The following is a 14,786-nucleotide window of genomic DNA, read 5'->3' on the forward strand; positions in this document are numbered from 1 at the left end:
AAATGTCGCTATTGCTATGTCGCTATAGTCTTTGGATGCTCCCCGTTTGCCGCTTAATGTTTTGATTTAACCATCCTTCGATTACTTCTTCGCTAATCCAAAAGGTCAGGCTTCCTCTTTGTTTCAGCCCTGCGTTATACTCTGACCAGTTGCGGATCTCATATTTCTCTGTCATCTTTCGGGGTCTCATCTCCTGCTTAATACTTAATTTACCTTCTAACCCCCTTTTTATGCAACAACGCCCTTGCTTCGCTTAATCTGTCAATTAATCGGCTTGATTCTGAAGCACAGGAATGGATTAAGCGATTAGGCGTGTTTCAGGGGGGCGCACTAGAAAGTGAATTACTAGCGATTACGGAATTTTCAGAAACGGAATGGCACAAGTTTAGAGTTCAGCTAGAAGCAAAGGGACTAATAAAGGCGGAAGCACTAACTCATTTAGGCATAGATTATCCTTTTCTTAAGTTTCATCCGACCTTTGCCCCTTCAATTTGGTCACGACTCACTGAACCCGAACAACAACAACTCCTCATCCGCCATCGGCAATGCTATTACCAACTGTCAATTTATTTGCATTTTGAGGATGATAAAAATCCTTTTTTTACTAGAGCTATATCCAAAAGGGAATTGCCAAATTTCCTGTATGCGGTGCGTGGCAGTATCACCGCAGGTGAAAACTTTGCGGTAGATTTTATGAGTAAAGTTAATAAATTTTTGTATTTCTTTGGGCTAAATCAGGATCGAGAGAATTTGGCAGACATGGCGCGATATATGGGTAGTGGGGTTGATTCCCAAACTTGGTTTCTGACACAGAGTAATACAGGCGAACAGTTATGGAGTACAGGACGCTATACCGAAGCAGAGGCGGTCTTTCAGGATATCTTGAGAGGCTTGGGTGCGACTCCCAGCTATCAGCGCTGTATCACACTGAACAGACTCGGACGGTGCTATCGGTCAACGGGACAAACAGAACAAGCGGCGGCAACCTATCGGCTTGGGTTGGAGGTGGCGGGACTGCTAGAGCAAACTAACAGCATGAAGCGAAATATAGGTGGATTACAGACAGATTTAGGGGATGTGTTGACTGATATGGGGGACTACGATCGCGCCCGTGAGTCCTACGAGGCATCGTTAGCGATTGATAAAGAACTTGGCGATCTTCGAGGAGAAGCCGTTGTAAAACAACAGATGGGAACCTTGGCACTAGTGCAGAAGAGACTTACCGAAGCCGTCCAACACTACCAAGAAGCACTACAAATCTTTCAGCAACTTAACGAACCCGCAGCAGAATCAGCAGCATTGCATCAGATGGGTAGAACCTTTGAAGAATCGCGTCAATGGGAAGCAGCAGAACAGATGTATCGCCAGTCTGCCCAGATTAAGGAATCTCAGGGTGATTTGGCAAAGGCGGCAATGACTTGGCATCATCTGGCGATCATAAGCGAAGATACAGGAAAACTGAAAGAGGCTGAAGAATGGTATCGGAAGGCGATTGATGTAGGTCGAAAAACTGGTAATTGCGTTTTGTTATCTCAACATCTTACTAATCTTGCTAATCTAATCCAACAACTTCCTGACCGACTCAACGAAGCCCAACAGTTAGCTGATGAGTCCCTAAGTATTAGTCAAACCCTCGATCCTACGGCGATTCAGATTTGGGCGACTTACAATTTCTTGGCAGAGATTAGCGATAAACAAGGCAAGCCAGCCAAAGCTAAGGAATATCGTCGCCAGTCTCGCGCCGCCCGCGCCAATTTTGCAGGCTTAGAGCATGAGCTAAGTCGACACGTGCAACTTATCGATAGTGTAGTAAGAGCAGTGGAAAATGCCAAGGTCAGACAGGAATTAGAGCCAGTTTTGGAAAATATGATTTCGTGTGGTTGGCATAATCTCATCACCTCGATTCGGAAAATTCTCAACGGACAAAGGGATGAAGATATTCTCTGCGAAGGATTGGATTATCAAGATTACGAAATTATCATCGCCATCCTACACGGCATTGAGAGCAAATAAAAATCAAAAAGGAAAAACTAGAGGTAAATTATGGAAACCATTAGCTTTGAAGTCGAACCAGAAATTGCTAGAGCCTATCGAAACTTAAGCCCTACAGAACGACAAAAAATACAGATCGTCCTCAACATTTGGCTCAAGCAAATTATCAATAAAAGCCCCATAGAATTAGACGAACTCATTCAAAGGATGCAAAATCGAACAAATGAACATAACCATATACCCGAAACCACAAAAATAGATGCAAGATGAGTCGCCCATAGACCCATACCTAGCCCAAATCCTTGAAGGGCATACTGATACCGAAATAGCTGAATTACTCAACTATCTCAAGGAATGGGAAGCAGGAACCTACAGCAGCATCTCGCAAAGCGTCTTAGACCATGCTCAAAGAAAAGGATTTCCCATACTTCGCTATCTACGCAAAGCACATAACTTCAATAAAAAAGGCTCGATAAGAGTTCCGCGATCTGGCTATCGACAGGATGATTCAGCCGTTTACCGCAAAGGTACAGAATTTCTAATCGTGCGACCAGACCAATATGGAATTGAAAAAATAGTCACCTATGGAACCAACGAGGAATAAACAAATGACACAAACTCAAAATCAATTAACATCTCAGCAAAACTATATTGCTCAACTCCTAGAGCAGTTAACCGTGAATTATCAAAACACCAAACTAGAACGCAAACAAATTGCCCAAAACTTCCCCCAATCCGAGGCAGAATTTACTCCATTAGAAGAAATTGAATTACTGACAGTAAGTATTCGCGGTTACGCCAGCCAAATCGCCGCATCAGGAACTTTAAGAAACGATCGCCAAGCGATCGCCGAACTACAAAAACTGAGCGTATTTAATAATCACTTGATCGTGCAACTTTACAGCGAAGCGCGATCGCATTATCCACAAATGCAATCATATATCTGTATGTTGGACTATCTCAGATTATTGGTCTTAGAGTATCTACAAAATCAACAAACCCAGCAACTGATGCCAGCCTAGATAGCTAGATATCTGTGGCGATCGCAACTAACCTAAAACCAAAATACTCTCTGATTCACTATCAACAAACTCAGTAATAATCTCGACATTATTTCTCAAAATCTCAACAATTCTAGAAGTTGGGCTATTCCCGATGCGAAGATAGATAAACTTGGGAGGATGTCCATAAAGCAAACTCCGTTGATGAAAGTCTGAATCTTTGGAAACAATCACAAAATCATTTTCCTTCGCATATTTCCAGATCAAAGCATCATCAGTATGTACTAGTCCTAAAGTTTTAACATGTTCAGATTTAGGATACAAGTCGCCAATTCGATAAACTATCCGATCTGACAAGTTCTCATCTAGAAGCAGTTTCATAACGTAGCAACAAACAATCTTTTCTCACGTTCAGCCGCAAAACTCAGACAAGCCTTAATATCCTGCAAAGTAAGCTCAGAAAAATCTTCCAGAACTTCTGCTTCTGTCATTCCCCCAGCTAGATACTCTAAAATATCGTAAACGGTAATTCGCATTCCTCTTATGCAAGGCTTACCGCTACGCTTTCCAGATTCAATCGTAATGATATTGTGATAGTCCATACAGCAATATTTACCATAAGTATTTGCCTGCAATCATTGTAGCAGTTAATTTTTCTATCGTTATCAAGATTTTGACAAGTAAAAATGGTACTGAGAAAAAGTAGCTGTGGTATGTTGATCGAAAAAAATAGACGATAAATTAATGACTGAGCCAAATGATCTTGAATCTGTCCTCACGCCTGAAGAACTAAAAGCAGGACGCGATCGCATTGCCGCCGCTAATATCAATAACGTCCTCCATCACTGTCGCAAATGCGATTATGAATGGGTTGCCTCCCATGCTGAGGCATGTCGATGTGGCTCCAAAAATGTCGAACGGATCATGTGTTGGCAATTTCCCGATGATTAGAAGGCGATCGCCTTAAGATAGTCTAATGCTGCAACTGGTATTACTCACAAAAGTCACTATCCATTAGAGTCATCACTATGATTGCCACTATCAAAACAGACCAAACCATCTCCCTTGAAGCATTTCTCGCCCTTCCCGAAACCAAGCCCGCCAGCGAATATGCCCACGGAACCATCACCCAAAAGCCCATGCCCAAAGGAAAACATAGCGGCTTACAAACCCGTCTCTCTAGAGCGATCGACCTAAAGGGAGTGAACTCGGCTGGCTCCTCGATCCTGCCACCAAATCAATCGTCGTCTTTCAAAATGGCTCAACCCAGATTTACTTCGCTGAAACTGAACCCCAACAACCCTTGCCAGTAATGACAGGCTTAGAAACTTGGCAGATTACCGCTAGGGATATCTTTGACTGGTTGAAAGTCGCGTAAATTTATTCAACCCTTTGAGCAATACGCAACTTCGCCGATCGCGCTCTCGGATTTGCCCGATTTTCTTCATCGGTGGCAATAATTACTTTTTTGGTAATAACCTGTAAGCGATCGTCTTCGCGAAACGTATGCTTAACAATCCGATCTTCGAGACTATGGAAAGTAATCACCACAATTTTGCCCCCCACTTTCAGCCAATTCGGCGCAACAGCAAGCCATTTCTCAAGGCTCTCTAATTCTCGATTGACAGCGATTCTCAAAGCCTGAAAGGTGCGGGTAGCAGGATGAATTCTGCCATGACGATAACTAGAGGGAACACATGCCGAGATCGCATTAGCCAGTTCCAAGGTTGTTTTAAAGGGACGCTTCTCGACGATTTGACGGGCAATTCTGCGGGACAGTCTCTCTTCTCCCAGTTTAAAAAAGATATCCGCAAGTTCCACTTCTTGATAGTGATTCACAATTTCAGCAGCAGTGAGAGTTTGGCGATTATCCATCCGCATATCGAGATCGCCTGCTTCTCGAAAACTAAAGCCCCGCTCCGCCACATCAAACTGAGTCGAACTTACTCCCAAATCGGCAAGGATGCCATCAAATTGCAAATCTGCGGCGGGCTGATATTCACAAAAGTTACCGCGCCAGAACGAGACTTGGTTTTGATAATCTTGCAATTTTTCACTAGCCGCCGCGATCGCCATTTCGTCGCGATCGATTCCAACTAAGCGAACATTTTCGGCCGCTTGCAAAATCAACGAGCTATGCCCGCCGCCGCCCACGGTACAGTCGAGATATATACCGCCTGAGGTAATGGCTAAACCTGCGATCGTGGGTTCGGCAAGGACGGGAACGTGATGAAACTGAGCAGTCATATTTGTGATGGGGGAATAAATTGACTAAGGAGGACGCAAAGCACCCCTTTAGTTTTGGAAGCAAAGCACCTTAATCGTTATCAATATGTATCTTGATAATCGCAATAAGGTAACCAAAGTCATTAATATAGTCTACTGTGCTGTTTATTTTCCGACTTTGTCACCATGAAACATACTCTCTCCGTTGTCGTCCAAGATGAGGCAGGCGTGCTGACCCGCATTGCTAGCTTGTTCGCCCGCCGAGGTTTTAATATCGAGAGCCTTGCGGTCGGAACTGCCGAACAAGATGGATTTACGCGCATCACGATGGTTGTCTCTGGCGACGATCACACGATTGAGCAAATCACCAAGCAGTTGCATAAACTGATCAATGTGATTACCATTCTCGACTTTACTAATATTCCTTGCGTAGAGCGCGAGCTAATGCTTGTCAAGGTAAATGCTGCACCAAATGTGCGATCGGAAATTATTGAAATAGCGCAAATTTTCCGCGCCCGTATTGTTGATGTGGCTGACGACTTCTTGACAATTGAAGTGGTGGGCGATCCTGGAAAGATGGTTGCCATCTTGAAGATGTTAAATAAGTTTGGCATTCGCGAAATTGCTCGTACGGGCAAGGTCTCTCTCACCCGCGAATCGGGCGTTAATACGGAATATCTAAAAATTTCTCGTGATGGGGCGCGTGGCGCTTTATCTAACCTCTAAATTGAGTAACAAAATCCCAAAGATGAGTGGCAGTGCTTTGCACTGCCACTCATCTTTTGAGGTTTGCGCTGCGATGATTTGCAAGTGGGGCAATTTATGGGCTACATCCACTAACAAAATGCAAAGTACTGTAAATAAAAACCACCATAGGACGCTTTTTATTTAGATGGGGCTTACCGCTATAGTATGATGCTGTCAAACCTCAGACAACGATTCCGTACAGTCATACTATGCGTATCGCCATATTTACCGAGACTTTTTTGCCAAAAATTGATGGCATCGTTACCCGCCTCAAATATACCGTTGAGTATCTGGTCAAGCTCGGTAATCAAGTACTGGTGTTCTCGCCCGATGGGGGGCTGAAGGAATATTGTGGGGCGGAGATCTATGGCGTGTCAGCCTTTGATTTTCCCCTCTATCCAGAATTAAAACTTGCTTTGCCACGCCCTTCGATCGGTCACGCGTTGGAGCAATTCAAGCCAGATATCGTGCATGTCGTGAATCCTGCTATTTTGGGAATGGCGGGTTTATATTATGCCAAAACGATGAATTATCCTCTCATGGCTTCCTATCACACCCATTTGCCGCAATATTTACAGCACTATGGTTTAGGTTTTCTGGAAGGGGTGATGTGGGAATTGGTGAAAAACACCCATAATCAAGCAGCTCTAAACCTTTGTACCTCGACAGTGATGATCGATGAATTGCGATCGCATGGGGTCGAGCGTCTCGATCTCTGGCAGCGGGGTGTCGATACCGTCCAGTTTCACCCGCGCTTTAAAAGTGCAGAAATGCGATCGCGCTTGACCGAAGGACATCCCGAAGACATCCTATTTCTCTACGTCGGGAGGCTATCCGCCGAAAAGGAAATCCAGCAAATTTTGCCCGTGCTGCAAGCAATCCCGAATAGCCGTCTTGCGCTAGTTGGCAATGGTCCCTATCGCCAAGAGCTGGAGAAAATTTTTGCCAATACCAATACTAATTTTGTGGGCTATCTGCGTGGCGACGATCTAGCTTCTGCTTTTGCTTCTAGCGATGCCTTTTTATTTCCATCTCGGACGGAAACCCTCGGACTAGTCCTCCTTGAAGCCATGGCGGCAGGCTGTCCAGTAGTAGCAGCTAATTCAGGAGGCATTCCCGATATTGTTACCAATGGCATTAATGGCTATTTATTCGATCCCACCAATAGCAATGGGTTAGTTTTAGCCACCGAAAATTTATTACAAAATCGCAATGAGTATATGTGCATTGAGGCGCGCCTTGAAGCCGAAAAATGGGGTTGGGATGCAGCCACTCGACAATTGCAAAATTATTATGAACAAACCATCGAGACCTGCAAATTTTCCCTCATACCAAGTTAAGAAATGGCGTAGCCATTTCTTACAGCAATTATCGATCAAACGAACCACAAGGAAATTTTTGAAAGCGTTGCTTAGCAACGCTTTCAAAAATTTCCTTGGTTTGGGTTTGAGCGCAATGTGCTGTAAGTATCTGGGCTCAATTAAATATAAAGCCCAAAAAGCTGTAGCGAACGCGCAGCGTTCGCTACAGCTTTTTGATTATGTAACCTTATAAGCGATCGCCCGATTACGCCCCTGATGTTTCGCTGTATACATCGCTTGATCGGCGCAAGAAATTAGATCTTGAGGACTTCGTTCCGATGTCGGAATCAGGCTAGCAATTCCCATACTCAGAGTTACGCGATCGCTAACATCAGAACTTTGATGAGGAATTGCAAGATTGGCGATCGCAGTTTGAATAGCATCTGCAACCTTTAGCGCACCTTTTGCATCAGTACCACTCAAAATCACTGCAAACTCTTCACCCCCATATCTTGCAACCAAATCTGTAGCCCGTTGTGCAACTTTGGCGATCGCCTGTGCGACGCGAAGTAAACAATCATCCCCACCTTGATGTCCGTAGGTATCGTTATAGCGCTTGAAATAATCAATATCGATTAGGATTAGCGCAATATGAGTTTGCTCGCGTTTGTGATGTTGCCACTCTAGAGATAAAAAATCATCAAATCGGCGGCGATTAGCAATTTGAGTTAATCCATCTAAATTAGCAAGTAACTCCAATTTACGATTTGCTTCCTGTAAAGCAAATTCAGTTTCCTTACGCTTAACAATTTCATCTTGTAATCTCTTCTTCTGTCTCTGAATCGTTAAGTGAGTTTCTAGACGAGCGACAACTTCTTCAATTTGAAACGGTTTCGTAATATAGTCTACTCCCCCAACTTGAAAAGCTTTTAATTTATCAAAAGTTTCATCTAAAGCACTAATGAAGAGAATCGGGATATCACAAAGATCAGGATCGGCTTTAAAAGTTTGACAGACTTGATAACCATCCATTTCTGGCATTTGGATATCGAGCAAGATAATATTAGGCAGTTTCGCTCTTACACTTTTTAGAGCCCTACTTCCACTAATGGCGCTACGAACTGTATAGCCAAGATCGGTGAGTAAATCGGTCAACAATTTGAGATTTTCAGGCAGATCGTCTACTAAGAGAATATTACCTTTGCTTTCTGATGGAGAATTAGGATTCACAGAAGATTAATTAAATAGTTTATACATGTTGCGAATTGGCTATGGTAACTAGCTAAGTATAAGTCAGCTTACCCCTAGAAGCATGTATCTCGTGCTAAGCGCGAGATACATGCTTTGGTTCTGGGTTTTACTAGGCTGAAATACTTAATATCTCTAACATTTCATCAAATTGAAATTGATGAGCAAATTTTTCTAGCATTTTCACAATTGCTGATTCTTGATTGGGAATTTCTCGAATTAGTTGATTAACACGATTACTATCACCCTCTAGGGCAACTTTGTATATTTGCGATCGCCACTCGTCGGACATAACTGACAAATCTAAGGATGTCGCCGAATTGGATAAATCTACTGAGTCATTAGGAGAATCTGAGTATACATATTTCAAACCTAGATGTTTCGTTAAGGCTGCAAAAATCGTCTGTTCTTTAAAGGGTTTACGCATAAAATCATCACAACCCGCCGATAGAATGATCGCTTTTTCTTGTTCTAAGACACTAGCGGTTAGCGCAATGATGGCAGTAGCATTGCCTTGGGTTGTGGATTTGATATACTTAGTTGCCTCATAGCCGTCCATTACAGGCATCCGCATATCCATCCAAATTAAATGAGGTTGCCATGCTTCCCACATGACGATCGCTTCTTGCCCGTTGCTCGCTTCTTTTACCTCAAACCCCAATGGAGCCAGCAGTTTCACCAATAATTGACGGTTGATTGGTTTATCATCTACCACTAAAATTTTGTAGTCTGGTTGATTGGGAGCAAGAGCTATGACTTGGCGCTTTTCCAAGGTTTCACCGCTGATTGCGTTGCCTAGCTTAGTCTGAATTGAGAAATTAAAAGTAGTCCCTTTACCGAGTTCACTAGTAACGGTGATGTCACCTCCCATTAATCGCACAAACTGGCGACTAATTGTTAATCCTAAGCCTGTTCCTTCCTGAGCTTCTCGACCTGATTCTGTTTGGCTAAAAGCTTCAAATAATTGATCTAACTCCTCAGGTGCAATCCCAACCCCTGTATCGCTTACTTGAAAATTTAAGCTGTAGCTTTGAGGTTCTGAATTTTCAATAGAACTCATACGCAAAACTACTTCGCCTTGTTGTGTAAACTTGATGGCATTGCCTAACAAATTTAGTAAAACTTGGCGGAGCTTCACGCCATCTGTGTGAATGTAACGCGGTAAATTACCACCCCGATCTAAAATCAACTCTAATCCAGCGTTTACTGCCCTCAAATGGAGCATATCTTCTAAATCATCAAGCAATTGATATAAATCAATATCTTTGGAATTGAGCGTGTTTTTGCCTGCTTCGATTTTAGAAAAGTCAAGCACATTATTGATTAATGTCAATAAATATTCACCACTACGATGAATAATATTTATATTCTCGTATTGTTCAGGTGAAAGGTTTTTCGTGCGTAACATTACCTGAGAAAAGCCAATAATGGCATTGAGCGGCGATCTCAATTCATGGCTCATATTCGCAATAAAAGCACTTTTCGCCTTGCTTGCAACTTCGGCTCTATCTTTAGCAACTGCTAGTTCTGAAGTGCGCTCCTGTACGCGATTTTCTAAGGTTGCAAAAGAAGTTTGTAACTGACTAGCCATCTGATTAAATGAACTGGCTAGAGCTTCTAGTTCTGCACATCCATTTACTTCTACAAATTGATCCATTTCCCCATTGGCGATCGCTGTAGCTGACTTGTTAAGATCGCGAACGAAGCGCGACATGAGTTGGGCAATAAAAAAACTCATGCTGAGTGCTAAACTCAAAGCCACGATCGCCAGTGAAATCGTATCTTGCGTATTGATATTAATCTGCTCCATAAAGTCAGATTCAGGTACAACAACGGCAACCAGCCAGTTCAGCCCATATTTATCTCTGATCGGTGAGGCTGTGAGAAAATAACGTTCGCCATTTAGCTGAAAATCTAAGCGGGTAGTTTGCTGAATCTTTGCTAAATCGCCAAGTTGCGATCGCATAGACTGCATACTTTGAGCTAGGACAGGGTTGTTACTATCCATAGCCTTAATGCGATTTTTGTTAATAGCTAGGGGTTGATTGGCTAGGGAAGTTGCCACTAAGTCACCTGATGGCTCAAGCACAAATACCAAGCCTGATTTACCAACCTTTAGGGTTTGCAGAAATTCCCGAATTGGTTCTATATTTTGATTGTCTAAACGCGGCACTTCTAGATAACCTTGCACCCGATCTTTAACCCTAGAACTTATTTCCTGTTGGAGTTGTCCAGAGATATCGTTGACCGCCTTCTGCCCATTGCGAAAGGACAAATAGCCCAATGCTCCCACTGCCCCAATGATTAGTATTGTAAAGGGCGCAATTAAGAATAATCTAATCGAAATTAAAGGGTGTTTTGCTTTTTTGGAAGGAAGATTTTTGTACATAGGTTGCTAAAGTTTGAACATTTATGCAGATGCCTAGAATAGTTGGGCAAAGTAATCATTTAAAGTAATCATTTAAAAGTAAGTACCTCAGCATAATTAAAATCCCGATATAAAACCTGCGGCGCACGCGCAGCGTGCGCCGCAGGTTTTAGGATTTTATATTTAATTAAGCCCACTTACTTAATCATTTAAAAGTAATTATTTAAAGAAATTATTCAAAATAGCTCTTGCAGTTTAATAAATATTCTCACCAACCTCTGATCTGAAATTCGTATACAACGACACAAAGTATTTAGCTAAGTAGCTAGGCGTAATTAAATATAAAAGCCCAAAATCTGTAGCGCACGCTTCGCGTGCGCTACAGGTTTTGATACTGGATTTTAATTATGCCCAACCACTTATACCAATTCACGAAAGGGTGACAACATTTTTGTGAATTAAAAACTAAACCTAGTAAGGGTTTTCAAGTTAAGAAATGGCGTAGCCATTTCTTAACTTGAAAACCCCAAGAATTGAATGGGAGTGCTTCGCGCCGCCATTCAATTCTTGGGGTTTATGTCCTAAGTATTTCGGCATAAGTAAACTTAAAACCTAGAAGAGCATACCGCCCGCGCAGCGGGCGGTATGCTCTCTGGTTTTGGTTTTTAATTATGCTGAAATACCTAGGACAATCGGCAAAAGCTATGCGGGCAAAAGCTATGCGGGCAAAAGCTATGCGGTGGAATAGACTTCTTCATCGGGTTAAGGTCGGAGATTGTAACTTAGTAAGCGATCGCTCGATTGCGCCCCTGATGTTTCGCTGCATACATCGCTCGATCGGCGCAGGAAATCAGATCTTGAGGACTTCGTTCCGATGTCGGAATTAGGCTAGCGACTCCCATACTCAGGGTGACATATTCGCTTACATCGGAATTATCGTGAATAATTGCGAGATTAGCGATCGCAGTTTGAATAGCATCTGCAACCTTTAGTGCCCCTTCGACATTGGTATTGCTCAAGATCACAGCAAACTCTTCGCCACCATAGCGAGCAACCAAATCAGTTGGGCGATGGGTGACTTTAGCAATTTCCTGCGCAACTCGAATTAAACAATCATCACCGCCTTGATGTCCATTGCTATCGTTGTAGCGTTTAAAATAGTCAATATCGATCAGGATAAGCGATAGAGGGTTTTGTTCTCTTTGATGGCGTTGCCATTCTGTGGTTAGGTAATCATCAAAGCAGCGACGATTGGCAATCTTGGTTAATCCATCTAAATTGGCAAGCAATTCCAACTTATGGTTTGCTTCCTGCAATTTATAATTTAGCTCCTGTAAAGCTAGCTCTGTTTGCTTGCGCGTCGTAATATCGCGAATCGCGATCGCAAAACCATCACCTAACTTTACAGCGACATAGTGATACCAAGAGGAATCACCCGATGGATAGTAAAAATCTTCATCTAAAGATGCACCAGTTTCGACAACTGTCACAAGGCGATCGAATAATTCTGGTGCAAGCTTTTCGATCAGTTCTTTGATGAATAACTTACCGATGACATCTTCTCGGTTGCGGCGCAGGGCTTTAGCAATAACAGGATTTACCGCTAAACAGCAAAAATCCTGAATATCACCTGTAATCGAATTGCGGACGGCCTGCATAGCCGCAATTCCATCTAATGCAGTATTTAAAATGCCCGAAAGGAGCGATCTGGATTGATATAGGATTTCTTCAATTTCCTTACGTTTGACAATTTCCGCTTGCAACATTCTATGTTGTTTCCGAATCGTTAAATGAGCTTCTAAACGAGCCACGACTTCGGCGATATGAAAAGGCTTAGTGATATAGTCCACACCACCCAATTGAAACGCTTTTAATTTATCAAAGGCTTCGTCTAAAGCACTGATAAACAGAATGGGAATATGACAAAGTTCGGGATCCTCTTTAAAAGCTTTACAAACTTGATATCCGTCCATTTCAGGCATTTTTACATCTAACAGAATGAGATCGGGGAGTTTCGATTTTGCAGTCTTGAGCGCTCTACTTCCACTGATGACACTACGAACCGTGTAACCAAGTTTAGAAAGGGACTCAGTCAACAATCTCAAGTTTTCTGGTAAATCATCTACCAACAGGATGTTACCTTTTGACTCAGACAGAGAATCAAAATTCACTAAGTCTCCGTTAATTGATTGGTTCATAGTGCGATCGCCTAGGACAATAGCTCGACAATTTCATCAAATTTATACTGACGATTATATTTTTTGAGGATTTTTACTAAATACGATTCTGGGTCGGGGATCTTTTGAATCAGTTCTGTAACGCGATTACTATCAGCTTCTATGACGGCTTGGTACAATTGCAATCGCCATTCCTCGGACATTATAGCTAAATCTTCGGAGGCTAATAGGGGATCTGGGTGATCGGCAATAGGTTCTTCTAAGGCTAGCTCCTCGTAAATATATTGCACCTCTAAATGCTTCGCGATCGTTTCAAAAATCGTACTTTCTTTAAAGGGTTTACGAACAAAATCATCGCATCCTGCGGAGAGCACGATCGCTTTTTCCTCTTCTAACACGCTGGCAGTTAAGGCAATTACCGCCGTAGCATTTCCTTTCGTTGTGGACTTAATATATTTGGTCGCCTCATAACCATCCATCACGGGCATTCGCATATCCATCCAGATTAAATGCGGTTCCCACTCATCCCAGATCGCGATCGCCTCGCGTCCGTTACTCGCTTCTTTGATTTCAAAACCTAAAGGCGCGAGAATTCCGATTAATAATTGTCTGTTAATGGCTTTATCATCCACTGCCAAAAGTTTATAGGTCGGTTGATTGGGAGCAAGCGCAATTGCTCGTCTGGAATAGACATCTCCCTTGCCAGTTTCTTTACCCAATTGCGCCTGAATTGAGAAGTTAAAAGTCGTCCCCTTACCCAACTGGCTCTCGACCGTAATATCTCCTCCCATTAACTGGACAAACTGACGGCTAATTGCTAATCCTAGTCCCGTTCCCTCTTGAGCCGCTCGACCAGATTCTGTTTGACTAAAAGCCTCAAATAACTTGGCTAACTCTGTAGAGGAAATCCCCACTCCCGTATCGCTAACGCTAAAGTTTATAGTATGGAAAGTATATTCTTGATAGTCTTTGAATTTTTGATGCTCTATGGCATTGACCCTCAAAATCACTTCGCCTTGATGCGTAAATTTGAGGGCATTACCCAATAAATTCAGTAACACCTGACGTAATTTCACACCATCCGTATAGATGTAGTGGGGCAAATTATCCCCTCGCGCGAAGATTAACTCTAACCCTGCATTTACCGCTTGCAGATGCAGCATATCTTCCAAATCGTTAAGCAATTGATGGAGGTCAATATCTTTGAGATTGAGAGTTGTTTTCCCCGCTTCAATTTTAGAAAAATCCAACACATTATTAATTAACGTTAGTAAATATTCGCCGCTATGCTGAATAATTCCCGCATTTTCATACTGTTCAGATGGCAAATGTTTCGTGCGTAACATAAGCTGGGAAAATCCAATAATTGCGTTCAGGGGCGATCGCAGCTCATGGCTCATATTCGCAATAAAGGTACTTTTAGCTTGATTGGCAACCTCCGCATTGTCCTTAGCAATCACTAGTTCGGCGGTGCGTTCTTCCACCCGATTTTCTAAGGTCTCAAACGAGTTTTTTAACTCCGTTGCCATTTGATTAAAAGAGTCAGACAAGGTTGCTAATGGGAGCATCTCAATTAGGCACTGAGTAAATATACTTAGGCAAGATTGAGGTTGAGATAAGCGCAACGATGTTTAAGAACTTGGGGAAGATTATCGCGCTCCCACTGAGCACCAGATTATTTTGATTCTACGCCCAATTTGCTTGATAGTAGATTCAACAGCACCAG

General features: G+C 42.7%; 14 protein-coding genes and 3 pseudogenes. 8 read left to right on the top strand and 9 right to left on the bottom strand.

Features of this window, described 5'->3' with window-relative positions:
* Nucleotides 1–175: pseudogene (locus PSE7429_RS25675) on the bottom strand (transposase); the annotation flags it as partial.
* A 137-nt stretch (nucleotides 176–312) separates the two neighbouring features.
* Here PSE7429_RS25675 and PSE7429_RS14760 point away from each other — a divergent pair.
* The 4 genes from PSE7429_RS14760 to PSE7429_RS14775 are packed head-to-tail and all read left to right on the top strand — an operon-like array spanning nucleotide 313 to nucleotide 3,014.
* Complete coding sequence (locus PSE7429_RS14760) at nucleotides 313–2,013, top strand: tetratricopeptide repeat protein (RefSeq protein ID WP_009628040.1); 1,701 nt, start codon at nucleotides 313–315, stop codon at nucleotides 2,011–2,013.
* A 30-nt stretch (nucleotides 2,014–2,043) separates the two neighbouring features.
* Entirely contained in the window at nucleotides 2,044–2,262 is a 219-nt protein-coding gene (locus PSE7429_RS14765; RefSeq protein ID WP_009628041.1) for a hypothetical protein, read from the top strand.
* Nucleotides 2,252–2,596, top strand: a complete 345-nt coding sequence (locus PSE7429_RS14770; protein WP_009628042.1) for a hypothetical protein — start codon at nucleotides 2,252–2,254, stop codon at nucleotides 2,594–2,596. Before PSE7429_RS14765 ends, PSE7429_RS14770 begins: the two co-directional genes overlap by 11 nt.
* A 4-nt stretch (nucleotides 2,597–2,600) precedes the next feature.
* Entirely contained in the window at nucleotides 2,601–3,014 is a 414-nt protein-coding gene (locus PSE7429_RS14775; RefSeq protein ID WP_009628043.1) for a hypothetical protein, read from the top strand.
* 27 nt (nucleotides 3,015–3,041) lie between these two features.
* Here PSE7429_RS14775 and PSE7429_RS14780 read toward each other — a convergent pair whose 3' ends face one another.
* Together PSE7429_RS14780 and PSE7429_RS14785 are read right to left on the bottom strand one after the other, a co-directional pair.
* Nucleotides 3,042–3,374, bottom strand: coding sequence for a DUF5615 family PIN-like protein (locus tag PSE7429_RS14780; RefSeq protein WP_009628044.1), 333 nt, complete (start codon nucleotides 3,372–3,374; stop codon nucleotides 3,042–3,044).
* Nucleotides 3,371–3,595 (bottom strand): DUF433 domain-containing protein, encoded by a 225-nt coding sequence (locus PSE7429_RS14785; RefSeq protein ID WP_040688880.1) that lies wholly within the window; start codon nucleotides 3,593–3,595, stop codon nucleotides 3,371–3,373. The genes PSE7429_RS14780 and PSE7429_RS14785 overlap by 4 nt, the downstream gene beginning before the upstream one ends.
* Before the next feature lie 142 nt (nucleotides 3,596–3,737).
* Here PSE7429_RS14785 and PSE7429_RS14790 point away from each other — a divergent pair, with 142 nt between their 5' ends.
* On the top strand, nucleotides 3,738–3,944 hold the full coding sequence (locus PSE7429_RS14790) for a hypothetical protein (protein WP_009628046.1): 207 nt from the start codon (nucleotides 3,738–3,740) through the stop codon (nucleotides 3,942–3,944).
* A 77-nt stretch (nucleotides 3,945–4,021) separates the two neighbouring features.
* Nucleotides 4,022–4,371 (top strand): annotated as a pseudogene (locus PSE7429_RS14795) (hypothetical protein).
* A gap of 2 nt (nucleotides 4,372–4,373) precedes the next feature.
* On the opposite strand, the gene rsmH reads toward PSE7429_RS14795, so the two are convergent.
* Nucleotides 4,374–5,240 (bottom strand): 16S rRNA (cytosine(1402)-N(4))-methyltransferase RsmH, encoded by an 867-nt coding sequence (rsmH, locus tag PSE7429_RS14800; protein ID WP_009628049.1) that lies wholly within the window; start codon nucleotides 5,238–5,240, stop codon nucleotides 4,374–4,376.
* A gap of 165 nt (nucleotides 5,241–5,405) precedes the next feature.
* Here rsmH and ilvN point away from each other — a divergent pair, with 165 nt between their 5' ends.
* Together ilvN and PSE7429_RS14810 are read left to right on the top strand one after the other, a co-directional pair.
* Complete coding sequence (gene ilvN, locus PSE7429_RS14805; protein ID WP_009628050.1) at nucleotides 5,406–5,945, top strand: acetolactate synthase small subunit; 540 nt, start codon at nucleotides 5,406–5,408, stop codon at nucleotides 5,943–5,945.
* A gap of 230 nt (nucleotides 5,946–6,175) precedes the next feature.
* The gene (locus tag PSE7429_RS14810) at nucleotides 6,176–7,306 is read left to right on the top strand and encodes a glycosyltransferase family 4 protein (RefSeq protein WP_009628051.1); all 1,131 of its coding nucleotides are present in this window, start codon (nucleotides 6,176–6,178) and stop codon (nucleotides 7,304–7,306) included.
* A gap of 198 nt (nucleotides 7,307–7,504) precedes the next feature.
* Here the strand turns inward: PSE7429_RS14810 and PSE7429_RS14815 are convergent, their stop codons facing one another.
* From PSE7429_RS14815 to PSE7429_RS25680, 5 genes and pseudogenes are all read right to left on the bottom strand, one after another.
* On the bottom strand, nucleotides 7,505–8,497 hold the full coding sequence (locus tag PSE7429_RS14815; protein ID WP_009628052.1) for a diguanylate cyclase domain-containing protein: 993 nt from the start codon (nucleotides 8,495–8,497) through the stop codon (nucleotides 7,505–7,507).
* Between the two features lie 130 nt (nucleotides 8,498–8,627).
* Complete coding sequence (locus tag PSE7429_RS14820) at nucleotides 8,628–10,904, bottom strand: ATP-binding protein (RefSeq protein WP_009628053.1); 2,277 nt, start codon at nucleotides 10,902–10,904, stop codon at nucleotides 8,628–8,630.
* A gap of 761 nt (nucleotides 10,905–11,665) precedes the next feature.
* Nucleotides 11,666–13,081, bottom strand: a complete 1,416-nt coding sequence (locus PSE7429_RS14825) for a diguanylate cyclase domain-containing protein (RefSeq protein ID WP_009628054.1) — start codon at nucleotides 13,079–13,081, stop codon at nucleotides 11,666–11,668.
* Between the two features lie 11 nt (nucleotides 13,082–13,092).
* Nucleotides 13,093–14,610, bottom strand: a complete 1,518-nt coding sequence (locus PSE7429_RS14830; protein WP_233424360.1) for an ATP-binding protein — start codon at nucleotides 14,608–14,610, stop codon at nucleotides 13,093–13,095.
* A gap of 44 nt (nucleotides 14,611–14,654) precedes the next feature.
* Nucleotides 14,655–14,786: pseudogene (locus PSE7429_RS25680) on the bottom strand (ISKra4 family transposase); the annotation flags it as partial.

Origin of the sequence: Pseudanabaena biceps PCC 7429, assembly GCF_000332215.1 — a bacterium.
GTDB classification, from domain to species: domain Bacteria; phylum Cyanobacteriota; class Cyanobacteriia; order Pseudanabaenales; family Pseudanabaenaceae; genus Pseudanabaena; species Pseudanabaena biceps.

Coding starts and splice junctions, on each gene's coding strand:
- PSE7429_RS14765 (WP_009628041.1), top strand. CDS start 2,044: ATGGAAACCATTAGCTTTGAAGTCGAACCAGAAATTGCTAGAGCCTAT.
- PSE7429_RS14770 (WP_009628042.1), top strand. CDS start 2,252: ATGCAAGATGAGTCGCCCATAGACCCATACCTAGCCCAAATCCTTGAA.
- PSE7429_RS14775 (WP_009628043.1), top strand. CDS start 2,601: ATGACACAAACTCAAAATCAATTAACATCTCAGCAAAACTATATTGCT.
- PSE7429_RS14780 (WP_009628044.1), bottom strand. CDS start 3,374: ATGAAACTGCTTCTAGATGAGAACTTGTCAGATCGGATAGTTTATCGA.
- PSE7429_RS14785 (WP_040688880.1), bottom strand. CDS start 3,595: ATGGACTATCACAATATCATTACGATTGAATCTGGAAAGCGTAGCGGT.
- PSE7429_RS14790 (WP_009628046.1), top strand. CDS start 3,738: ATGACTGAGCCAAATGATCTTGAATCTGTCCTCACGCCTGAAGAACTA.
- rsmH (WP_009628049.1), bottom strand. CDS start 5,240: ATGACTGCTCAGTTTCATCACGTTCCCGTCCTTGCCGAACCCACGATC.
- ilvN (WP_009628050.1), top strand. CDS start 5,406: ATGAAACATACTCTCTCCGTTGTCGTCCAAGATGAGGCAGGCGTGCTG.
- PSE7429_RS14810 (WP_009628051.1), top strand. CDS start 6,176: ATGCGTATCGCCATATTTACCGAGACTTTTTTGCCAAAAATTGATGGC.
- PSE7429_RS14820 (WP_009628053.1), bottom strand. CDS start 10,904: ATGTACAAAAATCTTCCTTCCAAAAAAGCAAAACACCCTTTAATTTCG.
- PSE7429_RS14825 (WP_009628054.1), bottom strand. CDS start 13,081: ATGAACCAATCAATTAACGGAGACTTAGTGAATTTTGATTCTCTGTCT.